This window comes from Vibrio sp. TMPB1044, assembly GCF_030442075.1.
Classification (GTDB): Bacteria; Pseudomonadota; Gammaproteobacteria; order Enterobacterales; family Vibrionaceae; genus Vibrio; species Vibrio satsumensis.
Genome location: NZ_JAUJED010000023.1, coordinates 148,384 through 172,442 on the forward strand (window position 1 = coordinate 148,384; position 24,059 = coordinate 172,442).

A 24,059-nucleotide genomic window follows, 5' to 3' on the forward strand; every position below is an offset into this window, starting at 1 on the left:
ATTACGCTGTTTACCTTTCCTTTTGATTTTTCTTCATTTGAAGCGCATTAAACTGCTTTGCTTCTTCTAAAACGTTGGGATAAAGCTCAACAAAGTGACACTGCAACGTATTATAGTGACGCTCGAGGTCATCGTAACATACTTCGAGCATACCGAGCTTAGGCCTTCTCAGTGCCATTCTTTGCAATACCACCTCTATAGATGACATGTCCTGATAGCTTTCCAACCAACGTTGTTCTGCCATTTTTTGATGCATCGTAATGAAATTCTCAGGCCAGTGCAGCTCTTGATGTTCAAAGATCTGTTGATGGCTATCTAAACAAAAACGCTCTAATGTCTGCTGCGAGAACTGAGCCCAATGATTGGCTAAGCAGTGATCCCAAAATACATCGAGTGCGATAGGCGCAAAGCGTCGTGTTTGGTCTGAGAACAGCGATTTAGCAGAACGAGATACATCATGACGATCAGTATAGCTATCAACAAATCGATGAAGCCTAATGCCGTCAGAAAGTGAATCCGAATACTGTTTATTGGTGTCGCCTTTAACAAAATCACCCAACAGGTTACCTGCTAAGTTGCTGTTACAGTGCTTGGCGATGTGAAGGTGTGCGAGAAAGTTCATTGAACCTCATTAAAGTATCGAGAACTAAGTAACATGGTAAACGTACTCGTTTATCTTCGCGAACTTTAATGAGGATAGTTTTGTTATGACGTGTGAGCGAATGAGATTTGCTCAGTTTAAGAATTGTTTAATTTGAGAACGTTGAACTACAGAAACCTTTAGTTCAGGTAACGCCTAGTTTGAAGACTTAAAAAGTTCTTCTGCTAATTGTTTAACCGTCTGTTCATAGTCAGATAAATCGATGCCAATTTCCATAGCATCTAACAACTCAAGACTTTCGTCATTGTAAGATTGGTCACTCATAGTGCCCCCTCTATTCCTTAGTGTGGACATGATGTCCGATTAACTAGTGCACCATCTTGGACTTATATTATGTCACTTTGATGAAAGCACTCTACTCTACCCATTCCATATTCATAGCTTGAAGCTACTCGCGATCATTAGCGTTTTTTACGCTAAAGGGGTATACGCGAACGACATATGTACTGCCACCTTACACCAAGTACAACAAATTACTCTACAAATTTTGAAGCCGATCATGGTCAAACGTTTGCTTTGGTCAGTTCAATGCTGTTAAACCCCTCGATGTAAGAATAAATTTACAGTGGATATTTTTAATTACATTAGGCATTGCATTTGGAATTAAACTCAATCAGAATACTTCAAAATCGAGATATTCTTTGGGTTTATGCGCTTAAGCTAGAAGAATTACAATCAAAACACACCCTAACGTAAAGAATTATATACAATGAATAAATCAAAGGTTTTTGGTAGTACTTTGATCATTGCAGGCACAACCATCGGTGCTGGCATGCTCGCCCTTCCACTTGCTTCTGCAGGTATTGGCTTTTCAACTTCACTTTTCTTGATGCTTGGTTTATGGGCATTAATGGCCTTTACGGCTCTATTAATGGTAGAGCTTCACCAATTTGCAGAATCTGACGCAACCCTACACACTTTAGCTCACACCATTTTAGGAACAAAAGGTAAATGGATTGCGAGCTTCGCTGTTATGTTCCTATTTTACGCGCTATGCGCTGCATACATCGCGGGCGGTGGTGCGCAGTTTAACCAACGTATTTCGGATATCGCGGGTATCGAACTCAATGGTCAAATCACCACACTACTATTTACCCTATTAGTTGCCGGCGTTGTTACGATTGGTACTCACAGTGTTGATAAAGTTAACCGTGTTTTATTCGGACTCAAACTGATTGCAATGGTACTAGTACTCAGCTTCCTAGCACCAAACATTACATCTCAGTACCTATTAAGCATGCCTTTACAGCAAGGTTTGATTGTTGCAGCGATTCCTGTTGTATTTACTTCTTTTGGCTTCCACGGCAGTATCCCATCTATTGTTCGATACCTAGACGGCGATGTTCGTTCTTTACGTAAGGTTATGATTGCAGGCTCTGCCCTACCATTAGTTATCTACGTTTTCTGGCAGAGTGTTACTTTGGGTGTGGTTAGCCAAGAACAATTGTTGTCCGATACAAGCTTGGGGGCACTTTTAGTATCACTATCGCAAACCGTTCATCAATCAAACTTAAGCGTCATCGTCGGTGTATTCGCGGATCTTGCACTGCTGACTTCTTTTATTGGCGTGAGCTTGGGCTTATTTGAATTCATGGGCGATTCGTTAAGCAAGAAACTAGGCAGTGCTAAACGTGTTAAAACGGCCGCTATCACTTTCTTACCGCCATTAGGTTTTGCCCTGTTCTACCCACAAGGTTTCATAATGGCATTAGGCTATGCAGCCATTGCACTTTCAGTACTCGCGATTCTTTTGCCGACAGTCATGGTATACAAGGTCCGTTACACTGACTTCTCAGTTAAACCTCAAGCTCCAGAAGCGACGTACCAAGTGTTAGGTGGAAGCAAAGCGCTGTTTTTAGCAGGTAGCGTTGGCGTGTTTATCATTGCGGTTCAAGTCCTTATTTCAGTAGGGCTATTGCCTTCTCTAGGTTAACAAATTCATACCGCACAAAAATACTTGATTGAGATCTCATAAACGATATGTTGGTATCATTAATTTTCACAATTAGTCGATTGATATCACATTTTTATTAGGGTCGGTTATTTAGAGTCCACGGTAAAGGATTTACCGTGGAGTTTTTATGAAAGAAGTACAATTTCGAACGATAGACAAACTGTTTATAAAAATGTCTATTAACGACAAGTTTTGGGTCATTTTCTTAATCTTTGTCGCCGCAGTGGCAAGTCTTGCTGGCCTCAACTACGTCAACACAATCAAACAAATCGATACTAGTGCTAAACAGCAGGTTGAACATCAACTGCAAGGCATTTTATCAGCGTCAGACTCCCCCGGTTCTCTTCGCTCTGTTAGTCAACAAAGCAGCCCTCAAAAAACCTCTCTTTCAAACAATGGTTCGGTGACTGCAACAGCACTTGCACAGGATGGTAACTACTACTCACTTACCGTTTCAACTAAAGATATACAGAATCAAAAGCAGCAAGCACTTTACTCTTTATTACTCAGTTTTTTATGGTGTGTGCCTTTTGGTCTTTTTTGTTACTGGGTAGCGACTTTCCTAGGCGGCGCACTTTGGGTTCTTTATTCAACGACACAAAAGATTGGTGATGGTGACTTAACATCACGCCTTGGCTTCCACCCTGGCCGAGACGAGTTTGGAACGATTGGTTGTGCTCTTGACCGCTCAATGGACACCCTTAGTGAGTTAGTCAACAACGTAAACCACAGTGCAGCAACCCTAAGTGAAACGTCAGCTTCTTTCGAAACAGAGATGAAGCGCAGTGAGACTCAAATCATGAGCCAGAACGCATCTTTAGATTCTGTTGCTACTGCAATGGATCAGATGACGGCTTCAGCGAATGAAGTATCTAACATTTCTGCACGCTCAACAGAGCAAACTGAACAAGACGCACAGCAGATCAACGATAGCCACGCAAAGGTTCAACAAGCAATTTCAGAGATCACGACTCTTTCTGCTTTAATTGAGCAAACCTCTTCTTCTGTTACGAGCTTGAATGTAAACACAAGCCAAATTAACGAAGTCATCACGACGATCAACGCTATTTCAGAGCAAACTAACTTACTTGCTCTGAATGCCGCGATTGAAGCGGCTCGTGCAGGCGAACAAGGACGTGGTTTCGCTGTCGTTGCTGATGAAGTAAGAACACTGGCAAGTCGCACTCAGTCAGCAACGGTAGAGATCCAAGCGATGATTGAGCGCTTACAACAAGAGAGCCAAAATATCGCGAAGATCACCGAACAAACGGTTGATCAAGCGCAAACCAGTAGCCAGCTGATTTCAGACATTGGTCACGATGTAAACTCTATTGCAGATTCAGCTCAAGCGCTGATGGATATGAGTATTCAAATCGCAACTTCGGCAGACGAGCAAAGCAACGTAGCCAATACCATTGCAGCAGAACTTAACGATATTCGCAGTCAATCTGATGTGATTAAAGAAGTGGCTCAAAACTCGTCAAATGGTGTATCTAGGCTAACAGAGGCATCGGTTTCTCTGTCTCAAACGTTGGCGCGATACCGCACTTAATTTCGTTAAAAGAAGGCTGCAGCTGGTTTTATTTACCCGAAAGACAACGAGCAGCCGAAAACGGAATCAAGTTGTAAGCATAAAAAGGACTCTATTGAGTCCTTTTTCTTTGAACAATGTAAATACACTAGCGCGACATTCATAAAATACCACAAGCAAATGCTGCGCAAACCAAAGTGATCCTGTAACATACGTTCTACAGATGACAACCACTACAAACGAGAATGACAAACAACATCACTGGCAACCCTGCGCTAAGAGCGGAAAGAGAAAAAGAAGCAAAGCAAAAGAAGGCGGCTAAAGTTTCAACCTTTGACATGAAGGCATTTTGGAAAGATATCAAATCTCGATTTAAAAAAGGCATTTTCGGCGCTGGCATCCTTATCAGTTTCGGACTCGCCATTGGTGCCATTATCTGGCTACTGAAGTACTTCAACATTGCTAAAGAATACTCAGTAGTTGGCAGTATTAAGATGTCCTCACTCATGAAGTCCATGTTTCATGTTGACGCACCTCTTTTATTTGGGGCCATTATGTATGGGATCTTATTTGTCCTGTTCACAATGAAGGATTCAACCATTGCACTAGCGATCAAGCTATATGACCTTGTTTTCGCAACAGCCATTGCAGCTGTCCTTGCTTCAATTGTTATTATGAGTGGTCATTCGATTGATTTTCTAACAGTGAAACCCAATTGGCTAGCATTGTGGTCGATGACCCTAAATTACATTGCCGTGGCTCTTTTTGCTGTCAAATTTATATTTGTGTCTACTGGCATGGAAAAGTCGCCCAATCGTGGAAAACCTATTCAATATTTCGGCTTGATACTTGGATATTTTGGGGGCGGGTCATACATGATTTATACGAGCTTGAATGAGCAAGCGTTCACTGTTCTTGGCATATTTTGCGCGGTGCTATTGCTACTCATGTTTGTCGCATTTTTCGGTATTGGCCGTAAAGAAGTTAAAAAAGATCCTCTTGCTGATACGTTTTTTGGCGCTGTTTCGATGTGCCTGGTAGCAACATTGTACGCGGGACTACTTTATATCGCTTGCAACATTCCATTTTCTACCAAAGAGATATTATGCTCTTTCAATGCCGATTCGCTCGCTAACGAGTGTATGGTCTTTCAAGCTTCTTTATCTGAATGGTAGGACTAACTATCGAACTTCAAAGTTCAGTAGTAAACAAATAGCCATTACAATCGAATATGTAATAGCTAAATAAGAATCTTACGCGGGTGGCTGAAAAAGCTCATGCAACACATAACGGCTGAGCGGCAATAAAAGAGCGGTATAATGCCCTTGCCGAAAGTGATACAGAATTTAAAGCATCTAACGACGGGTGAACTCCCACTCTTACTACTTCAAGTAATGCTTAGAAAACCAATGCTTTTTATAGCGGTTAAAGCCCGACGCTCATATGCACAATATTCACGCAAGTCAAGAAGACACCCATAAGTCTCACCAATGATAACCAAGTTTTGTTTCAAGTCGAGCAAGCACTTGCCCTTTTTCAACACGTTGCCCCTTAGAAACAGTAAGCTCACTGACCGTTCCCCCCACTTGAAAGCTCAAAGGAGACGTTTGTGCACTGCGCACTATGCCGCTAAGCTCACGAGTTTGCGTATGTGATTGAAAGACAGTGGTTATGTATTTGACGCTACGAATGGGCTTAGTTGCGTCAGAATCCGATATAGCAGTTTGTTGCTTACATCCCGTTAGGGCAAAGACAATAAATAACAGAGCAATAGATTTCACGGGACGGCCCGAAGTTATGGTACTCCATTCCAGTATGACAAACTGTATAATATTTAACTATTCTATTATCATTACCATGAAGTTTGTCGCAAAGGGGAGATTATGAGGTGTCAGAACTGTCTAATATTCGAGCTTAGGGGTAATCTAATTGAACGGGTCTTTTTCGCTTACCCTCTTGCTGCAGGTGACACATAATGAATAAAACAGAAGCACCAAACACCGACGATATTACATGCCCTTTATGCCAACACGACGAATATCTGCTTTCAGAAAGTGGAGAAAAGTTCACTTGCGCATCTTGTGGTTTCCACACAAAACAATTTAGTAAGGTAATCAGCCTTTCACTAGGCTCTACCCCACCAACGCTGCAGAATTCGATATACCACCACTTGAGCAGTGCTTGCCATTAATCCAAACCGAAATCTCTTCCAAACTGTAGATATCCTGAACTGCTAGCTCTGTTGAGCCGGCTTCGGGATCTACGACTGCTTCATCAATACTTGGACGTAATCGAAACGATTGAATACCCGCACGAACACCCGCCTCAATTCCTTTCAAAGTATCATCTACATAGATGCACTCATTAGGTAGAAAGCCCATATTCATTGCGGTGTACATAATAAGATCAGGCTCTGGTTTCCAACTATTAGCATCGAAAGCAGAAAACACTTTGCCTTTAAAGTCGTCGAGCATTCCGGTCATTGCTAAAGAAGATTCCACTCGAGATTTCGGTGCATTAGAAGCGATACAAAACTCAATGTCTTGTCTCTTTAGAAATTCAATAAGCTCAATAGCACCATCCATCGGCTTTAAATGACGTTGGAACAGTGCTTCTAATTCAGTGCGATAAAGTGGTTCAAGTGTATCAATCGAGATAGATAACCCTAAACGTTCTTGTGTATCCATCAAGATGTCAGCCAATTTTCCACCTTGAAAGTGGGCATAGCAATCAATAACGTTTAACTTCGCCCCAAAGCCAGAGAATACATTCACCAAGGCTTGGCAACATAGCTTTTCGCTATCGATGAGTGTCCCGTCACAATCGAAAATTACACATTTAGTCTGTTCTAACCGCATAGCTCTCTCACTCGCATTGAATTCAATGCCTTATCCTATAGGGTTATGTGAAGTGTCGAGATGATTAAGGTAACACTTTACCGACACAAGCTTATTTCACTTCGCGAAATATGCAGTTGATCACTTTATGACTCAGCATAAGCAACAGTTTTCACCAAATTGACAAGGTTTCTACAAAGTCAAGCCTTGATAGGTATACAAAGTTAGCCCAACTGCAGTTGAAAATATAAATTTACGATAGAGAATGGTACGAAGGATAACAGGCAGATGAACTAGAGATATAAGAACCCGCTCAATCACCTATTTATATCAAGATGACTAAGCATGGAACGAAGATAAATGAGAAAAAGACCGTTAAATAATAGTCGACTCTTTCGAAACTTTAGTTTCGGTCACGGGCATAGGAACCAGCTCAATACTACCTGTGTCTGGATACGAATCACGGATAGCAACATACTCTGGTAAGTGGTTCAATAAAAGCTTAGTAAGCTGAGGATCAAATTGATAGCCACTTTCTCGCTCGAACAAATCGACAACCATCTCTAATGGCCACGGCTCTTTGTAACAACGAGTACTAAGTAGCGCATCAAACACATCCGCAACTGCCGTGATACGAGCAAACAAATGAATGTCTTCCCCCACCTTACCACTAGGATATCCAGTACCGTCCCAGCGCTCATGGTGTTCGTTAGCAATAATTGCAGCCAAATTAGTAATATCGCCAGATCCGCTCTTTAATAAGTTATAACCTGCAGTAGTATGAAGTTTCATTACTTCCCACTCTTGATCGGTTAACTTACCTGGTTTATCCAAAATTGATTCTGGGACTGAAATCTTACCCACATCGTGCATCGGGCTAATGATCTCAATCATTTCGACCTCACGATGGCTTAAGCCACGTTGCTTAGCAAGCAATGCCGATAGTTTAGCAACACGCTTAACGTGATTACCGGTTTCACCGGAGCGAGTTTCAATCGCCTCCCCTAAAACGTGAATCATATCTTTCTGAATATTTAGCGTTTGTTTCTGAAGTTTTAAAATTCGTTTGTTCTTTTTCGCGAGTTCTTTCTTTTGGCGCAAGGTGACAAATTGCATCAAAATAATCAGGCTCAAACCCGCAATCACCAGCGATAAACCCAATAACAACTGAAAATTTTTGCGAATGAAAGATGAAGGCTCGTTAATAAATACAGCCTCATCTGGCAAAGCGTTTGTGCTAATCCCGTGTCGTTTCATTGCAAGGTAATTAAATACAAAACGTTTATTGTCTCCGGGGGTCAACGGTGTCGTAAAACCAAGAGGAAGGTACTTATCGAGTGCATCGACAGCCTCTTCACCCATACTTTGTGAATGGTTAACATACCCACCGAGTACATCACCTGAAATGTAGAACTGCCACAAAGCAAACACAGGAGCTGCACTTGCCGTAGACAAAGTGTCCGCAATTTCTTGATAAGTGTGATAGATACCTTGTTTCAACTCGGTGTTGTAGTGACTAAGTAAAACTGCGTCGTCCGCAGAAATTCCTTTCAAAAATTGGCTTGTATGCTCGAGTGATAGATCGCGTATTTCTACCAAATTAATATTTGGGAATTTGGCCATCCTGATATTCATTTCTTTGCGGATCAGCTCAGAAGTGACACTGTAATCATTTATGAAATAGAGATTCTTTAGATTAGGTCTTAGTTTAGAAATCAGCTGGATATTTACGTCTATCTGATCGTTCTCGTAAAGCACAGTTGCTCTGTCAGATACTGCATACATATCTGTACTGGTGTCATTAATCCCAACGGCCACCACTGGTGTCGAACGATCAATTAAAGTGCTTAATGATTCAAGGAAATTGGCTGCGTTATCGTCAGTAGCAATTACACCGTCAAATTCGTAACCAGCATATTTAACTTTCAAATAGTTCGAGAGAGAGCCGTAGTAGTCAGGGCTATGGATACGCTTTGAATCCAAATACTCGATCGAGAGTTTAACTTCGGTTTGAGATTGGCTGAACGCACTGTCTATCCCTTTTTGGAAATCAGCGGTCCATTGGTAAGAAGGTTCGTATGAGTGTAAAACTAGGATGCGTTTGATATCCCAGTCGTTAGCAAAACTGAGTGAAGAATAAGCGCTAATACACAATACAGCGATTGATATCAATAGCTTGCACATACAATACCCTTTAAATAAGATGGGGTATTGTACTTAGATTAACGCTTTCTCAAAGAATCTTTAGTTCTCGATCCACACTTTATCGCAAGAAGCATGATCTTGTACCCAAAAATCGTGTAACTGCTTAGCAAAGTCGTTGATACTTTGACCACTCCCAGCAACCACGTCCGATATCAACAGCGAACCTTCCACTGCTGTGACAATTGCACTCGCCACCACTTCACCACTTTGAGTACCAATATATAAAACATGATCATCAGACAGCATAATTTGGCTCAAGAACTCAAGCATGTGCGCCCTTTCGGCTTCATCTTGGTACACACTGGCTTGGTTAAGCGAGAACAGAACGGTCAGTTTATGGAAATCGACTTTATGCAGTTCATCTATTTGGGAAGGCGTTTGATCTTGAGCTAGGAGTTGGTATGACTTGGATGGGAGTTTGCTTTGATAAAGTTCACGACCTAGGAGGCTTTCTTTTGCGGGGTAAGCAATGTCGAGCTGACTAAACAGCCATTGATTTTTCTTATGTGCTATTTCAGGTATTTCGTTATTCATTCTTTTAGTACCTACGGTTAGTATCCCCAAATATCGCAGCTATTTGGAAGACATAGGGTCGGCTGAGGTGCCGAGCTACAAGCAGAAAGCATACAGAGCATGGCCAAGGCCAACAAGTACTTTAAATGCCTCATCTTTTTCATCATCCAACAACACCCTTTAAGAACTTAGCGAAAAGCTCTACACTCGTACTCAAGCTTTCAATATCCTTATAGTAAACAGAACTATATATAAATAAAAAGGACTTCTTATGAAAAAAGCCTTAATAGCAGCAGGTATCATCACAATGTTAGCTGGCTGTTCAGACAATGAGGTTGGCGACGTCTCACTGGGTTTCTTCACCATGAAGGATATCAAGATGTCTTCATTAGATGACGATAAGATCGCAGGTGTTACCTGTCATATCGCATCAATCGAAGCAAACCTAAGTCTCTCTGATCCAAGCGATAGCTCTATCTCTTGTCGCCAAACAGGTGAAATTACACCAGAAATGATAGCTCAAATAGACAAGAGCAAATCAGGCGAAGTGGTATTCAAGCAGTCAAAAAGTATCTTCTTTAAAACAATGAAGGTCCGTCGTATCTACGATGCAGAGAATCAGTCACTGCTTTACTTGTCTTACACCACCAAAGAAACGGAAGGCAGTTTCAAACATAGCCTTTCAACTGTTCCGCTTTGGGGTACAGAGGCTTACGTAGATCCAGCAACGCTTGTTCCCGCTGAATAGCCTCAAGCCAAAGTAAGACTATTCACCTGTACACTCATTGTGCAGGTGATTCAAAATGTAATAAAAATGAAAGAAACAGAAACAAAATGTGATATCATGCGGCAAAATTTTTTCACTGTATTTTTCATATGAAGTTTCCTGGACAGCGTAAATCTAAGCACTACTTTCCAACTCACGCACGTGATCCGTTGGTCAACCAAATTCAACAAACACCTAAGCTTCACCGCGCAACGATTGTCGGTGTTGGCCAAACGATTGTTGATATCGAGGCCCGTGTTGACAACGAGTTCCTAGAAAAATACGAGCTGAGTAAAGGTCACTCACTGGTATTGGAAGAAAGTAAAGCAGATGCGCTGTATGAAGAGTTAGTTGCGCGCGGTTTGATCACGCATCAATACCCTGGCGATACTATCGGCAACACACTGCACAACTATTCTGTACTTGCAGACAGCAAATCTGTACTGCTTGGCGTTATGTCTAAGAAGATTGAAGTTGGTTCATTCGGCTACCGTTATCTGTGCCGTACTTCTTCTCGTATGAATCTAAACCACCTTCAAACTGTTGATGGTCCAATTGGTCGCTGCTACACGCTGATTTCTGAAGATGGCGAACGTACGTTTGCAATCAATGAAGGCCACATGAACCAACTACTTCCAGAAAGCATTCCTGAAAAAGTGTTCGAGAAAGCTTCTGCATTGGTTGTGTCGTCATACTTAATGCGTGGCAAACCTGAAGATCCGATGCCAAAAGCGGTACAAAAAGCGATTGAATATGCGAAAGCACACAATGTGCCTGTTGTACTTACGCTTGGTACTAAATATGTGATCGAAGGTAACGCTGAATGGTGGCAAGAATACCTGAAAGAAAACGTAACCATCGTCGCGATGAACGAAGACGAAGGTGAAGCGCTAACAGGCGAAAAAGATCCTCTGCTAGCTGCTAACAAAGCACTTGAGTGGGTTGACCTAGTTCTATGTACTGCAGGTCCTATTGGCCTATACATGGCAGGTTACACTGACGAGCCAGCGAAACGCGAAACCACACTGCCATTGTTACCGGGTAATATCCCTGAATTCAATAAATACGAATTTAGCCGCGCTATGCGTAAGCAAGACTGCAAAGACCCAGTAAAAGTGTATTCTCATATTGGCCCTTACCTCGGTGGCCCACTTGAAATTAAGAACACAAATGGTGCTGGTGATGGTGCACTTTCAGCACTGTTACACGACATGGCAGCAAACAGCTACCACCACGTGAATGTACCAAACTCTGAGAAACACGAGCACGCTTGTCTAACTTACTCTTCACTGTCTCAAATTTGTAAGTACGCAAACCGTGTAAGCTACGAAGTATTGACTCAGCACTCTCCTCGCCTTTCTCGTGCACTACCTGAACGCGAAGATAGCTTAGAAGAAACATACTGGGATCGTTAATCGACCATATTGGATTGCTGACTGATTGAGGTTAGCGCCTAACTTGATTACCTTTTCCTAAAGGGCTGCCATATGCAGCCCTTTTTGTATTCGACACTAATATAACTGCAGCTGAGGGTAATCTGTTCGAATATTTTGCTCGTTTAAGATTTGATCTCGCGCAATGACTCTTGAGATCTGTCATCTTCCAGCACATAATTCGTGTGGTTTGCCTTTACTTGGCAAATTTATACAGTACCATCGCCACGCAAACGTTTACGTACCACCTTTCGGTTCTGATATAAGGATCAAATATGCTGTCTGATATTGATATTTGTCGCTCTACTCCCCTTAAAAACATCAGTGAGGTTGCCAAGCAAGCAGGCCTGCACCACAACGAACATCAGCCATTAGGGCAATACAAGTCTAAAGTGTCTCTCACATCACTTGAACGCCTCGTCAACCAACAAGATGGTAAATTGGTCGTGGTAACGGCTATCACACCAACGCCTCTTGGTGAAGGCAAAACCGTCACCACTATTGGATTAGCACAAGGCCTCGCAAAGATTAACCAATCTTCCATGGCCTGCATTCGCCAACCTTCAATGGGCCCGGTATTTGGTGTAAAAGGTGGCGCTGCGGGTGGTGGTTACTCTCAAGTCGCTCCTATGGAGCAATTAAATCTACATCTGACGGGTGACATTCATGCTGTGACGGCCGCTCACAACCTCGCTTCTGCTGCCATTGATGCGCGTTTGTATCATGAACAGCGTGAAGGGTTAGAAGCCTTTGAAGTGCGCTCAGGCTTAAAAGCACTAGATATCGACCCAAGTAGAATCGTTTGGCGGCGTGTGCTCGATCATAATGATCGCGCATTGCGCATGATCACGGTTGGCAAGAACGAAGCAAACAAAACAATTAATGGCTTTGAGCGAGAAGATGGATTTGATATCTCAGCCGCTTCAGAGCTGATGGCTATTCTTGCTCTAGCTGATAATCTTCAAGATTTAAGAAAGCGTATCGGACGAGTGGTACTTGCTTACAATAAACAAGGCTTGCCATTGACCGCAGATGATTTCAACGTAGCGGGCGCAATGACAGTGACAATGAAGGACTCTATCGAGCCTACATTGATGCAAACCCTAGAAGGCGTACCGACCCTCATACATGCAGGGCCTTTCGCAAACATCGCCCACGGTAACTCTTCCATTATTGCCGACAAGATAGCATTAAAGCTGAGTGACTTTGTTGTAACTGAAGGTGGTTTCGGCTCAGACATGGGTTTTGAGAAAGCATGCAACATCAAAGTAAAAGCATCCAACAAGAAGCCTGATTGTGCTGTCGTTGTCGCAACATTGCGTGGATTAAAAGCCAATTCTGGTTTATACGATTTGAGACCGGGTACTCCGTTACCAGATTCAATCTTTAGTGATGACCAAGACGCGCTTATTGCGGGTTTTGAGAACCTGAAATGGCATATCAATAACGTAAAGCAATACCGAGTACCGACAGTTATTGCGATTAACCGATTCCCGCAAGATTCAGCTCAAGAACTAGAAGCATTGAAACAGATGATCACTGACTTTGATTCAAACGTTAGCGTTGAAGTGAGTGAAGCATTTGGTCAAGGCGGCGAAGGCGCGACTCAGTTGGCGCATGCCGTGGTAAAAGCATGCCAAAGTGAGAGTGAATTTAAGCCTTTATACAACTCGGAGCAAAGCATAGAAGAAAAACTGATGGCTGTCGCTGAAGTCGGTTATGGCGCAGCAAGTATCTCGCTATCACCACTGGCGAAAAAACAACTGGCTGAGTTTAATCAACACGGCTATAGCGACCTCTCAGTTTGTTTGGCAAAAACGCCTCTATCGATCTCTACAGAAGCACATATAAAAGGTGCACCAACTCAGTTTAACGTACCCGTTAGAGAGCTAAAACTGTGTGCGGGGGCCGGCTTTATTTACGCGCTGTGCGGAAATGTAATGACCATGCCTGGCCTACCCGACAAACCGGCTTTCATGTCATTAGATATTGATAGTAATGGAAATATTATCGGCCTGAGCTAGATGCCCTTAGCTAGATAAACTGCGAAAAATCGCGATTAACTGGCTCTGATTACAGACTGTATCGATCAATTGAGCAATGATTTTAATACGAAGTGATTGCTCAACAATCAAGCTTTAGTGCAAAAAGTTGCACTAAAATCGTAATTATATGCGCATCTTATCTTAAGTTCTGGGGCAAGATCACATTAAAAACCCTATAAAATATATAGTATTGCGCTGATTCTTTAAGGACAGTGATGAATACGAGTATAAAAAAACTAGTCAGCCAATTTCTATGCACCATATTCGCTCTAGGATTAGTCCCTGCCCTGTATATCAATTCTGAATTTGACAGAGTTGAAGCTCAGCATACGCTAAATATCAAGCAATCGAGCCAAAATCAGATTGAATACAGCTTTCATGAACTCGCCGTTATCGTGGAGCAAATTTCTAACTCTGTCCCTTCTATTGCAGACTCTCAAACGTTACTTCGTGCAGTTCAAGATCCGTCACTCATCCACAAAGAAACACTACAAGATCTTTGGGTCATGTTAGCGCGTGGCCAAAAATACTATTCTCAGCTACGCTACCTAGATCTAGATGGTAACGAAGTCTACCGTGTTAACTACAAAGACGGCCAAGCCACGGTAGTTCCGGATAACGAACTGCAAAATAAATCTTCGCGTGATTATTATCAGGCACTAAAAAAATTAAAGATTGGAGATGTCAGCTCTAAAGGCATTGATCTTGAAATCGAAAACGGCAAAATTGTCCGCCCTTTGATTCCTGCACTTCGAATTATGACCCCCGTAGCTGAAGGCGACAGTATTGTTGGTTACTTCATTGCGAACCTGAACATGCTTGAGATTTATAAGCGATTACATTACCAGATTGGCACATCAGCAGCAGTCCCAGTCATTCTCAACAAAACCGGGCATGTCATTATGGGGCCAGATCCGACTGAATCATTTGGCCATGTGATTGAGTCGCGCGCCGACAAAACATACGCAAAGCTATACCCTGCTCTATGGAAAAATATTCAAGGCAATTCATCATCGAGCTATTTTGATGGTAAGAATTGGTATTTTCACTCCGACATCAGCCCTAAGATAAAGCAGTTTGAAGGCCCTATTTACATGGTTCTTCATATTGAAAACCAGCAATTTAACAGCCAATACCGACAAGAAAAACAAGCGATTTTCGTTCAGATCATCACCTTATCTTTCCTCATTTCGATGATCTCCGCAGGCTTTGTTCTGTGGAACAGAAACCATAAAAAAAACAGCATAGATAGCCAACTCGCAAAGGCCGCCATGAATGGTATGTCTGCTTTAGTCATTACAGACAGAAACAACCGAATCATCAAAGTAAACCAAGAGTTCACTCGTGTTAGTGGGTATGAGTTAGAAGATGTAAAAGGCCGACAACCATCTATGTTTGCCTCCGGCCGCTACAATCAAGACTTCTACATCAAAATGTGGAGCATTATCACTAAGACCGGAGTTTGGGAAGGTGAAGTGGTCAACCGCCGCAAAGACGGGTCTTTGATCACTGAAATACTGCGCATCCAAACCATTAAAGACTCTAAAGGTGTAATTCAGTTTTATGTCGCGTCATTTGTCGACATCAGTAAACACAAAGAACTTGAAAACAAACTTAGAAACCTAAGTGAGAAAGATGCATTAGCTGGGTGTTGGAACAGACGAAAGTTTGACCTTGAACTTCGAGATGAGTGTTCTCGTGTTAATCGTTACCCTACTCGCGAACAATCTTGTTTAGCCATCTTGGATATTGACTACTTCAAACGCATAAACGACAGGTTTGGGCATGATTATGGTGATCGAGTCATTCAAACAGTTGCTCAAGTACTTCAACGTGAATGCCGTGAAACTGATTTCGTCGCTCGCATTGGTGGCGAAGAGTTTGGCGTAATTCTACCTCACACAACAACTGAAGAAGCAGAATACGTTCTAAATAGGCTGAGAGTCGCTGTCAGCCTTGAACTCGACAACGTGGTCACCGTGAGCGGTGGGATTACTAACGTAACAAATGATCCAGCACTTAATTACAAGTGCGCCGATTTAGCGTTATATGAGGCCAAAGCGGCAGGTCGAAACAAAGTGTGTTTATTTCTAGACAAAGAAATGAGCGAAATCGCCTAGCAAAAATCTATATCGTCCCGCTAGGCTTTAATCGGGCCAACAGCCATTGACTTAGCAGCCTTATCATTCAGTAACATCACAATTTAGCAATCAGCTTGGTGCAGGATAGAACTCCAACTTATTCCCTTCGACCACCAGAATACAATCCATGTTCGCAGCATGAGCAGCCTGCTTACCAAGATTGGTATCTTCAAATACAACACATTGCTTGGGTTGTAATCCCATACCGAAACAAGCGTCCAAGAAGGTATCTGGATTTGGCTTATGATTCTTCACATCTGTTGCTGTCACTAAGATATCCAGCTTGCTCAAGATATCCGTTTTATCTAATAGCTGTTCTGCACTTATACGCTGACTGCCTGTCCCGACAGCTATCTTCTTACTTCCTAGATTTTCTAACAGTAGAGAATGAGTACACGGGATGATATCGCCTTTATCTTCAATAGCGGCAAATGATGCCATCTTAAACGCTGAAACAGCTTGTGGATCGAGCGATAAGCCGTATTTACTGTTCACCTCATCGGCTATCTTATAACTCGGCATTCCACCTAAGCTGTGCAGCCAAGATGCTTCGAAGTGAAAGCCGAACTCTTCTGCCGTCTGCTGCCATGCTTTGACATGTGCTGGCATTGTATCGATCAACGTACCGTCCATATCAAAGATTAATCCTTCATACGCCGTTAAATCTATTTTCATCACTACTACCACTCTTTAAGAAAATTACTGATACCATAACCAATATTCAGTATCATGACCCCATATTACCGTTCAAAATGGATGTTTATGTTACAAATATCTAACTCTGTTTCGATTCAAGACTGGGAACTTCAGCTAACTGCGATCAGAGCACAAGGAGCCGGCGGCCAAAACGTCAATAAAGTATCGAGCGCGATACATTTACGTTTTGACATCAAGCACTCCACCCTACCTGATTTCTATAAAGAAAAGCTCCTCGCACACAAAGATAGCCGCATTACTAAAGATGGTGTGATTATCATTAAGGCGCAGCAGTATAGAACTCAAGAACAAAACCGTGATGATGCTTTGGTGCGTTTGAAAGAACTGATCCTGGAAGCGACAAAGGTTCAAAAAGTAAGACGAGCAACTAAGCCGACGCGTGGCTCTCAGAAAAGACGTTTAGAAGGTAAAAAGCAAAGAAGTACCACCAAGCAACTGCGCGGAAGAGTAGAATAATAGTTTCATGTCATCAGTGAACACACCACCTACCAAACAACCGTTCTAACTCTATTTGCTTGAGCAAAAACGATACCTATTAGACCAAATCGCTACGGCTGTTTTTTGACCGACAAAATCAGTTTGATCAACAACATTCTCTCTTCGCTGGTCAGTAAACGACTGACCGCTGCAACATCTTCTGCTGTAGCTTGTGATGCGCCAACAATATCAAGCACGACATCCAAATCCGTCACTTTTAAGGTTCTGGTGATAGAACGATACTGAGACATTTTGATGTCAGCTTCACCACGTTCAATCCTTTGATAGGTTTTTAAACTCATTCCCGCACTTGAGGCTAATTTTTCTTGCGACAAATTGGCTTGCTTTCTGCGATCAATCAGCGCCATTATTATGGGTTCTTGTGACATAAGCTTATCCTCAATAGACAGTTATGACCTAATTTCAGCAAGAAGCAGACCATATTGACTCGCAACGGTTTACATACGCCATTAAAGGCATATTATTCGATCATTAAAAAACGTTACGTTTCATAAACTTTGACACTTAGAGCGGTCGTGAACGTACAGGCTAGCAAACTTGATTACTCAAGTGTTGGGAAATAATAAAAATTGCAAATTGCGAATAACAAAGACGTCAAATTGGAAATTGCGAATCGTTATACATTGGCATTTCCTTGCATAAAGCACGCTTTAGAATCAGAGAATACCCGCAGTCAAATTATCGCGGTACAGCATAGGCTACTCACCTATAAAGAAGTGTTGTTGCACGGGAACATGTTGGAAGATAAAGAATTAAAACGAGCTTTTTCTGCATTGAACCCAAGCGAAAAAGGTGTCGCGCAAGGTGGTATCAAAAGCATCAATGATGCGATAAAAGAGATGGATGAGATTATCGAAAGATACAGTAGAAAAGCATCTACTGAATTATGCGTCTAATCAATTAGTATCAACGAGTAGCGCAAAACTCTCAACGGCTTAAACAAACAGACCAGACCAAAACAAAACAAAACAAAACAGCCAATCATTATTGAATGACTGGCTGTTTGTTTAACTAACATGAGGAATCTATCTAACGAGAGGTAGCTCTTCTAAACCCACCTAGTAACATCAATGCGCCTAGTAAGCCAAACGTCACACTCCCCCCGCTGCTACCAGAGCCAGATGATGTACGTGCATTCACATAAGCTGTTCGCTTAGCATCAGTAGAAACAAACTTAGCGGTTTCATTCCCTGCAATAACGCTATCGATCCAATCTCTATAATCATAGATTTCTGTAAATACAGAGGTCACCGCAGAATTACCACCACATGTGTCCGGGCCAAAGCTCGTGATACCAACCTGTCGATAGTCAGCACCATCTTTCCAATAGACTGGACCACCAGAGTCACCTTGACAAGTACCATTATAAAGACCAGTAAATACGCTGTAGTCACCATTAAAACAAATTTGATTATCCGTTAATACCGAACCATCAATAAAGGCATTTGCACAAGTCGCGTTGTCTACGTAATTAAGAGATGCTTTTTGCAATAAGGTAGTAGCGTCATACCCTGAACGTGTATCGCCATGACCAACAGCGGTAAACATCTCCAAAGAACTACGGTAACCGTCGGAGCTTGGGCGCTTAACAACATCGTTCACTGAATCAATATTAAGTGCACTTTCAAGCTTTAGGACAGCCACATCGTTACGTAGTAGATCACTCAACGCATTTGAGTAGTCGCTGCGATAGTAAACTTCGGATACACGCGATTTTTGAACATTACCATTAGGAAATTGAGACGTATCTTCGAGCTGTGGAACCACAGTAGTAAATAGCTGCCCTTCTTCATTGCCGTAAATACAGTGTGCTGCCGTCAGAATATGAGTCGGGTTTAAAATTGTCGCGCCACAATAAGGGCCTGTAGAGTAAACACCATCGTAATCAATACGATCAATGAACAAGCTCGCCATTGAAGGAAATTCAGTCACTGAAGCGTCACTACCATTCACGATATAAGGTGTTACGCTCGCGTCAGGAGTACTTTCGACCGAGTTTTCCGTTGCCATAACACTTGATGTGTAAATCAATGGCGCTAAAAGTCCAACAACGGCCTTACGAACCGGACTCAATTTATGGTTAACATTCATAGATAACTCCTTGTAACCCCTACTACTTATTTACAGAAATGATGAATTGCCACCATAACACGTCACAACCAACAGTATAGTAAGTATTTGTAACGATATGGCCACATCTCTCATTTTATAAACTAATTTTGAGTAACCGAACTGAGTTGTAATACAGAAGGTTATACTATTCCAACAACAAAAAAGCCTAACGTTTGACATCTCAATACAGAGAAGTGAACGATAGGCTTTAAGTTAGCTTAGTGGTTTATCTTAAAAGAGATTAGCCACGGTAGTAACGTTGAGGTACGAATGGCATTTTTTCTACCGTCATTGGTAGCTTCTTGCCACGAACGTCAGCGAAGACTTCAGTGCCAATTGCTGCTAAGTCTGTACGAACGTACGCCATAGAAACAGGCTTGCCGGCGTTAGGACCCGCAGTACCGCTCGTTACAACACCAATCTTGTTGTCTTCAGCATCGAACAATTCAGCACCTTCACGTACTGGTGCTTTAGTTTGACCAACAAGACCAACACGTTTACGTTGAACATCTTTCGTTGCGATTTGCTCAAGGATGATATCAGCGCCAGGGAAACCGCCTGCACGTTCACCGTCAGTACGACGCACTTTTTGAATGCCCCATAGAAGGCTAGCTTCTACTGGTGTTGTCGTTGTGTCTAGGTCGTGACCGTATAGACATAGACCACACTCAAGACGAAGTGAATCACGAGCACCAAGACCAATCCACTCTACTTCAGCTTCTGCAGTTAGTTTACGTGCTAGTGCTTCAGCGTGATCGTTCGGTACTGAGATCTCGTAGCCATCTTCACCCGTGTAACCACTGCGGCTCACGATGCATTCAACGCCGTCGATATCCACTTTTTGGACGTCCATGAACAGCATGTCAGCAACGCTTGGTTGGAAACGAGCTAGAACTTCAGATGCTTTAGGCCCTTGAAGTGCGAGTAGAGCGCGGTCATCAATCACTTCCATTTCTACATCTGCAGGAAGATGTGCCGTTAGGTGATCGATATCTTGTGTCTTACAAGCTGCGTTCACAACAACAAACAGGTGATCGCCAAGGTTAGCAACCATCAGGTCATCCATGATGCCGCCCTGCTCATTAGTAAAGAACGCGTAACGCTGCTTACCAGAAGGAAGGTCGATAATATCTACAGGAACCAAAGATTCTAGGACAGCAGCTGCATTTGCACCATGTAGACGAAGTTGCCCCATGTGAGAAACATCAAAAAGACCGGCAGCATCACGAGTGTGTAAGTGCTCTTTCTTTACACCTAGTGGGTACTGAACTGGCATGTCGTAGCCAGCGAAAGGAACCATCTTTGCACCTTCTTCAACGTGAAGTGCGTGCAGTGGTGTTGTTAATAGGTCTTGATTAGCGTGTTCTTGAGTCATTTTATTCTCCATGAAGCGTTGCAGGCTTTCCAAATCGAATCTGCCGCTTATATCTCTATTTAGAGTCGCTTCTAACGCTAGGTCTCAGCATTAGAAACAGTAGATAGTAAAAAGTGATGTCTTTTATATAGGCTTATATAGTTAGCGTTATAAAAATAGATAGCTGTACAAAAGCTCTACAACTCACTTTCTAAGAATTCACTTCAGTAAACTTCAATCAACATGAGTAAACCGTGTTCACTATAGTAAACAAGCCTGAGTCAGTTTTACACCCTTAACAAGATTAAAACAGCTCAAAATGTGACATTTAACAATTTAAAAACAATTATTCGATCCATACAAAAACGCGACATTGATGATTTTCACATCAATATCGCGTCATTTGGCAAACGTTAGAAACAAAGGCAAACGTTTGCATTCACTATAAGAAATTCTAACTTTGTTAACTTATTTTGCAGTCACCCACAAAATCAGCGCATCTTCTGCACTAGTAGAAATCAGCATGTGGCCCATATTGGCATCGTAATACATGCTGTCGCCTTCGCTCATAGGCACAGGTTCGTAGAATTCTGAGTAGAACATCACATCACCGGAGATAATCATTAAGAACTCTTCACCATCGTGACGAACCCAATCATTATATTCTTCGAAAGTACGCGCTCTTACGCGGCTTTTGAATGGCATCATCTTCTTGTTAGAGAGCTCTGTCGCAAGCAGTTCATGCTCATAAGTCGGTGTCGGGTGAGGTTTCCCCTGACCTGCTTTAGTTAAGTCACGACGTCCTGTTGCAACTTTTTTCCTTGGCGGCTCAAAGAGTTGCGGCATATCAATTTGCAAACCCATCGCTAATTTTTGCATAGCCTGAAAGGTTGGCGAGATTTGTTCATTCTCGATTTTGCTGAGCGTAGAACGCGCCAAGCCCGTTCTTTGGCTTGCTTCTTCTAGCGTGATCCCAAGCTTGCCACGGATATCTTTAATACGCTGCCCAAGCCTGAGTGGTTCTATATTCTGGTCTAACGTTTCTTTCGCCAACGTTAAAGATGGGTACTCATCATAAATGTCTTCTGACATAGGTCCCTCATTATTTTCTTACTTCCTGTCTATTCATTTCATTGTTGCATGAAGCGCTTTGTTGATTAAAGAGCACACACAGAAATAAAGCGTGCTCCCTGTAGCAAAACGAGAAAAGTTGTTTCCTATTGGAAATTTTTGTTGAAAATTGATTTTATCGGAGCTATGTTATCGACTTGTTAGATGAAGAGATGCTACTTCAGCTTGTACCAAATGATAGTTTTAACATTTGTGAGAGCTGTTTTTTACCCGAACTTTTGGGAACCAATTCGTGCTGCATTGACCCTACAACGATCGCTTAGACGCTGTAAGAGTACATTTAAAACGCAATTACCGTTTGTCTGTACCTATATGGCGCAAACGATACCGATGCAGAAATCAACGTAAGACCTAATGGACTATAAAAACAATCACCATTAGCTTAATGAAAGGTCTCGACAATGAACGCTTACCAAAACCATAGCTTAGACAGTTTTTTCACTACGAACCTATCTGGTACTGACGATGCAGTATTTGCTGGCATCCAAGCAGAGAATACTCGTCAAAATGAACAAATCGAACTTATTGCTTCTGAGAACATCGTTTCTAAAGCAGTAATGCAAGCTCAAGGCACTTGCCTAACCAACAAATACGCTGAAGGCTACCCAGGCCGCCGTTACTACGGTGGTTGTGAACATGTAGATACAGTAGAAGCTATCGCGATTGAACGCGCTAAACAGCTGTTCAAATGCGAATACGTAAACGTACAGCCACACTCTGGCGCTCAAGCCAACGGCGCAGTGAAACTTGCCCTACTTCAACCTGGCGACACTATTCTTGGTATGTCCCTAGATGCTGGTGGTCACCTTACACACGGTGCACGTCCTGCAATGTCTGGTAAATGGTTCAACGCGGTTCAATACGGCGTAGACCGCGACACTCTTGAAATCGATTACGAAGCAGTCCGCGCTTTAGCTATCGAAAGCCAACCTAAAATGATTATTGCTGGTGGTAGTGCTATCCCACGCGTTATTGATTTCGCTAAGTTCCGTGAAATCGCTGACGAAGTTGGCGCAATCCTAATGGTTGATATGGCACACATCGCGGGTCTTATCGCGACAGGTGCTCACCCTAGCCCACTACCACATGCACACGTTGTTACAACAACAACGCACAAAACACTTCGTGGCCCACGCGGCGGTATGATTCTGACTAACCACGAAGACATCAACAAAAAGATCAACTCTGCAGTGTTCCCTGGCCTACAAGGCGGCCCACTAATGCACGTTATCGCGGCTAAAGCAGTGGCGTTTGGCGAAGCACTTGGCCCAGAATTTAATACTTATATTGATTCAGTGATCGACAACGCAAAAGTTCTTGCTGAAGTGTTGCAAACTCGCGGTTGTGACATTGTGACTGGCGGAACAGACACGCACCTAATGCTGGTTGACCTTCGCCCTAAAGGCTTGAAAGGTAACGTAACTGAAGAAGCATTAGAGCGTGCAGGGATCACATGTAACAAAAATGGCATACCATTCGATACAGAGAAGCCTATGATTACTTCTGGTATCCGCTTGGGTACGCCAGCTGGAACCAGTCGTGGTTTTGGCACTGAAGAATTCAAACTTATCGGTGAATGGATCGGCGATGTTCTTGACGGCTTAGTTGAAAGCCCTGAAGGCAACGCTGAAGTTGAGCAACGTGTTCGCAAGCAAGTTAAAGAGCTTTGCAAACGCTTCCCTCTTTACCGTTAAACCGTTTTTAAGATTTAAATTAAAACCTCATAAATTTTTGGAGAATAAGCAATGGACAATACACTAAAGTTTGCAGACAGCCACGAGTGGGTAAAAGACAACGGTGACGGTACTGTGACTATCGGTATTTCTGAGCACGCTCAAGAGATGCTAGGTGACGTTGTGTTTGTTGACCTGCCTGACACTGGAGACGAAATAGAAGCTGGCGAAAGCTTCTCTCTCGTTGAATCAGTGAAAGCAGCTTCTGATATCTACGCACCAATCTCTGGCGAAATCGTAGAAATCAACGAAGAATTAGAAGATAGCCCTGAGTTAATTAACGAAGAATCTTATGAAGGTGGTTGGATTGTTAAAGTGAAGATGTCTGATGCGTCTGAACTAGACAACCTTAAAGATGCGGAAGAATACCTAAGCTCTATCGAAGAAGACTAATAGGTAACCTCATTACGATAAAGCTGCTCTTTTGA

22 protein-coding genes are annotated in these 24,059 nt (G+C 42.5%); 11 read left to right on the top strand and 11 right to left on the bottom strand.

The features are described 5' to 3' along the window. Window positions 1-10 precede the first annotated feature (10 nt). Entirely contained in the window at window positions 11-622 is a 612-nt protein-coding gene (locus QQ041_RS16660; RefSeq protein ID WP_285954515.1) for an ACP phosphodiesterase, read from the bottom strand. Between the two features lie 174 nt (window positions 623-796). Next, a complete protein-coding gene (locus QQ041_RS16665; RefSeq protein WP_017059831.1) occupies window positions 797-925 on the bottom strand; it encodes a hypothetical protein in 129 nt (42 codons plus the stop codon). A 445-nt stretch (window positions 926-1,370) separates the two neighbouring features. Here QQ041_RS16665 and QQ041_RS16670 point away from each other — a divergent pair, with 445 nt between their 5' ends. The 3 genes from QQ041_RS16670 (at window position 1,371) to QQ041_RS16680 (ending at window position 5,321) form a co-directional block, all read left to right on the top strand. Then, complete coding sequence (locus tag QQ041_RS16670) at window positions 1,371-2,594, top strand: aromatic amino acid transport family protein (RefSeq protein WP_146491617.1); 1,224 nt, start codon at window positions 1,371-1,373, stop codon at window positions 2,592-2,594. 148 nt (window positions 2,595-2,742) lie between these two features. Further along, entirely contained in the window at window positions 2,743-4,167 is a 1,425-nt protein-coding gene (locus QQ041_RS16675; protein ID WP_285954516.1) for a methyl-accepting chemotaxis protein, read from the top strand. Between the two features lie 224 nt (window positions 4,168-4,391). Beyond that, window positions 4,392-5,321, top strand: a complete 930-nt coding sequence (locus tag QQ041_RS16680; protein WP_285954517.1) for a hypothetical protein — start codon at window positions 4,392-4,394, stop codon at window positions 5,319-5,321. 309 nt (window positions 5,322-5,630) lie between these two features. Here QQ041_RS16680 and QQ041_RS16685 read toward each other — a convergent pair whose 3' ends face one another. The 4 genes from QQ041_RS16685 to QQ041_RS16700 all read right to left on the bottom strand — a co-directional run bounded on the left by QQ041_RS16685 (window position 5,631) and on the right by QQ041_RS16700 (window position 9,722). Continuing rightward, window positions 5,631-5,927, bottom strand: coding sequence for an efflux RND transporter periplasmic adaptor subunit (locus QQ041_RS16685; RefSeq protein WP_285954518.1), 297 nt, complete (start codon window positions 5,925-5,927; stop codon window positions 5,631-5,633). 351 nt (window positions 5,928-6,278) lie between these two features. Continuing rightward, the gene (locus QQ041_RS16690) at window positions 6,279-7,004 is read right to left on the bottom strand and encodes an HAD-IA family hydrolase (RefSeq protein WP_146491622.1); all 726 of its coding nucleotides are present in this window, start codon (window positions 7,002-7,004) and stop codon (window positions 6,279-6,281) included. Between the two features lie 354 nt (window positions 7,005-7,358). After that, on the bottom strand, window positions 7,359-9,167 hold the full coding sequence (locus tag QQ041_RS16695; protein WP_146491623.1) for an HD domain-containing phosphohydrolase: 1,809 nt from the start codon (window positions 9,165-9,167) through the stop codon (window positions 7,359-7,361). A 60-nt stretch (window positions 9,168-9,227) separates the two neighbouring features. Then, window positions 9,228-9,722 carry a hypothetical protein gene (locus QQ041_RS16700; protein WP_146491624.1) on the bottom strand — a complete coding sequence of 165 codons (495 nt, stop codon included), beginning with the start codon at window positions 9,720-9,722 and terminating at the stop codon, window positions 9,228-9,230. A 250-nt stretch (window positions 9,723-9,972) separates the two neighbouring features. Here QQ041_RS16700 and QQ041_RS16705 point away from each other — a divergent pair, with 250 nt between their 5' ends. From QQ041_RS16705 to QQ041_RS16720, 4 genes are all read left to right on the top strand, one after another. Further along, window positions 9,973-10,449: a CreA family protein gene (locus QQ041_RS16705; RefSeq protein WP_146491625.1), complete on the top strand. Its 477-nt coding sequence runs from the start codon at window positions 9,973-9,975 to the stop codon at window positions 10,447-10,449. 128 nt (window positions 10,450-10,577) lie between these two features. Then, window positions 10,578-11,882 carry an inosine/guanosine kinase gene (locus tag QQ041_RS16710; protein WP_146491626.1) on the top strand — a complete coding sequence of 435 codons (1,305 nt, stop codon included), beginning with the start codon at window positions 10,578-10,580 and terminating at the stop codon, window positions 11,880-11,882. Between the two features lie 293 nt (window positions 11,883-12,175). Beyond that, a complete protein-coding gene (locus QQ041_RS16715; protein WP_285954519.1) occupies window positions 12,176-13,924 on the top strand; it encodes a formate--tetrahydrofolate ligase in 1,749 nt (582 codons plus the stop codon). Window positions 13,925-14,160: 236 nt separating this feature from the next. Beyond that, window positions 14,161-16,065, top strand: a complete 1,905-nt coding sequence (locus QQ041_RS16720; RefSeq protein WP_285954520.1) for a diguanylate cyclase — start codon at window positions 14,161-14,163, stop codon at window positions 16,063-16,065. Between the two features lie 90 nt (window positions 16,066-16,155). Here the strand turns inward: QQ041_RS16720 and QQ041_RS16725 are convergent, their stop codons facing one another. Then, window positions 16,156-16,761, bottom strand: a complete 606-nt coding sequence (locus QQ041_RS16725) for a beta-phosphoglucomutase family hydrolase (RefSeq protein ID WP_285954668.1) — start codon at window positions 16,759-16,761, stop codon at window positions 16,156-16,158. Window positions 16,762-16,848: 87 nt separating this feature from the next. Between QQ041_RS16725 and arfB the strand changes: the two genes are divergently transcribed. Next, window positions 16,849-17,259: an alternative ribosome rescue aminoacyl-tRNA hydrolase ArfB gene (gene arfB, locus QQ041_RS16730; RefSeq protein ID WP_004730912.1), complete on the top strand. Its 411-nt coding sequence runs from the start codon at window positions 16,849-16,851 to the stop codon at window positions 17,257-17,259. A 92-nt stretch (window positions 17,260-17,351) separates the two neighbouring features. Here arfB and QQ041_RS16735 read toward each other — a convergent pair whose 3' ends face one another. Next, a complete protein-coding gene (locus tag QQ041_RS16735; protein WP_285954521.1) occupies window positions 17,352-17,669 on the bottom strand; it encodes a helix-turn-helix transcriptional regulator in 318 nt (105 codons plus the stop codon). A 201-nt stretch (window positions 17,670-17,870) separates the two neighbouring features. Between QQ041_RS16735 and QQ041_RS16740 the strand changes: the two genes are divergently transcribed. After that, on the top strand, window positions 17,871-18,197 hold the full coding sequence (locus QQ041_RS16740) for a hypothetical protein (protein ID WP_146491629.1): 327 nt from the start codon (window positions 17,871-17,873) through the stop codon (window positions 18,195-18,197). A 133-nt stretch (window positions 18,198-18,330) separates the two neighbouring features. Here the strand turns inward: QQ041_RS16740 and QQ041_RS16745 are convergent, their stop codons facing one another. From QQ041_RS16745 to QQ041_RS16755, 3 genes are all read right to left on the bottom strand, one after another. After that, window positions 18,331-19,392 carry a trypsin-like serine protease gene (locus tag QQ041_RS16745; protein ID WP_285954522.1) on the bottom strand — a complete coding sequence of 354 codons (1,062 nt, stop codon included), beginning with the start codon at window positions 19,390-19,392 and terminating at the stop codon, window positions 18,331-18,333. 262 nt (window positions 19,393-19,654) lie between these two features. Beyond that, a complete protein-coding gene (gene gcvT / locus QQ041_RS16750; protein WP_029225803.1) occupies window positions 19,655-20,788 on the bottom strand; it encodes a glycine cleavage system aminomethyltransferase GcvT in 1,134 nt (377 codons plus the stop codon). 447 nt (window positions 20,789-21,235) lie between these two features. Continuing rightward, window positions 21,236-21,859 carry a helix-turn-helix domain-containing protein gene (locus QQ041_RS16755; protein ID WP_017105927.1) on the bottom strand — a complete coding sequence of 208 codons (624 nt, stop codon included), beginning with the start codon at window positions 21,857-21,859 and terminating at the stop codon, window positions 21,236-21,238. Window positions 21,860-22,299: 440 nt separating this feature from the next. On the opposite strand from QQ041_RS16755, the gene QQ041_RS16760 reads away from it, so the two are divergent. Then, window positions 22,300-23,592, top strand: coding sequence for a serine hydroxymethyltransferase (locus QQ041_RS16760; protein ID WP_054546921.1), 1,293 nt, complete (start codon window positions 22,300-22,302; stop codon window positions 23,590-23,592). A 51-nt stretch (window positions 23,593-23,643) separates the two neighbouring features. Next, on the top strand, window positions 23,644-24,024 hold the full coding sequence (gene gcvH, locus QQ041_RS16765; RefSeq protein ID WP_017105929.1) for a glycine cleavage system protein GcvH: 381 nt from the start codon (window positions 23,644-23,646) through the stop codon (window positions 24,022-24,024). Window positions 24,025-24,059 lie beyond the last annotated feature (35 nt).

What these genes read in the sequence shown, in the direction of transcription:
- QQ041_RS16660 (WP_285954515.1), bottom strand. Translation starts at nt 622, where the DNA reads ATGAACTTTCTCGCACACCTTCACATCGCCAAGCACTGTAACAGCAAC.
- QQ041_RS16665 (WP_017059831.1), bottom strand. Translation starts at nt 925, where the DNA reads ATGAGTGACCAATCTTACAATGACGAAAGTCTTGAGTTGTTAGATGCT.
- QQ041_RS16670 (WP_146491617.1), top strand. Translation starts at nt 1,371, where the DNA reads ATGAATAAATCAAAGGTTTTTGGTAGTACTTTGATCATTGCAGGCACA.
- QQ041_RS16675 (WP_285954516.1), top strand. Translation starts at nt 2,743, where the DNA reads ATGAAAGAAGTACAATTTCGAACGATAGACAAACTGTTTATAAAAATG.
- QQ041_RS16680 (WP_285954517.1), top strand. Translation starts at nt 4,392, where the DNA reads ATGACAAACAACATCACTGGCAACCCTGCGCTAAGAGCGGAAAGAGAA.
- QQ041_RS16690 (WP_146491622.1), bottom strand. Translation starts at nt 7,004, where the DNA reads ATGCGGTTAGAACAGACTAAATGTGTAATTTTCGATTGTGACGGGACA.
- QQ041_RS16695 (WP_146491623.1), bottom strand. Translation starts at nt 9,167, where the DNA reads ATGTGCAAGCTATTGATATCAATCGCTGTATTGTGTATTAGCGCTTAT.
- QQ041_RS16700 (WP_146491624.1), bottom strand. Translation starts at nt 9,722, where the DNA reads ATGAATAACGAAATACCTGAAATAGCACATAAGAAAAATCAATGGCTG.
- QQ041_RS16705 (WP_146491625.1), top strand. Translation starts at nt 9,973, where the DNA reads ATGAAAAAAGCCTTAATAGCAGCAGGTATCATCACAATGTTAGCTGGC.
- QQ041_RS16710 (WP_146491626.1), top strand. Translation starts at nt 10,578, where the DNA reads ATGAAGTTTCCTGGACAGCGTAAATCTAAGCACTACTTTCCAACTCAC.
- QQ041_RS16715 (WP_285954519.1), top strand. Translation starts at nt 12,176, where the DNA reads ATGCTGTCTGATATTGATATTTGTCGCTCTACTCCCCTTAAAAACATC.
- QQ041_RS16720 (WP_285954520.1), top strand. Translation starts at nt 14,161, where the DNA reads ATGAATACGAGTATAAAAAAACTAGTCAGCCAATTTCTATGCACCATA.
- QQ041_RS16725 (WP_285954668.1), bottom strand. Translation starts at nt 16,761, where the DNA reads ATGAAAATAGATTTAACGGCGTATGAAGGATTAATCTTTGATATGGAC.
- arfB (WP_004730912.1), top strand. Translation starts at nt 16,849, where the DNA reads ATGTTACAAATATCTAACTCTGTTTCGATTCAAGACTGGGAACTTCAG.
- QQ041_RS16735 (WP_285954521.1), bottom strand. Translation starts at nt 17,669, where the DNA reads ATGTCACAAGAACCCATAATAATGGCGCTGATTGATCGCAGAAAGCAA.
- QQ041_RS16745 (WP_285954522.1), bottom strand. Translation starts at nt 19,392, where the DNA reads ATGAATGTTAACCATAAATTGAGTCCGGTTCGTAAGGCCGTTGTTGGA.
- gcvT (WP_029225803.1), bottom strand. Translation starts at nt 20,788, where the DNA reads ATGACTCAAGAACACGCTAATCAAGACCTATTAACAACACCACTGCAC.
- QQ041_RS16755 (WP_017105927.1), bottom strand. Translation starts at nt 21,859, where the DNA reads ATGTCAGAAGACATTTATGATGAGTACCCATCTTTAACGTTGGCGAAA.
- QQ041_RS16760 (WP_054546921.1), top strand. Translation starts at nt 22,300, where the DNA reads ATGAACGCTTACCAAAACCATAGCTTAGACAGTTTTTTCACTACGAAC.
- gcvH (WP_017105929.1), top strand. Translation starts at nt 23,644, where the DNA reads ATGGACAATACACTAAAGTTTGCAGACAGCCACGAGTGGGTAAAAGAC.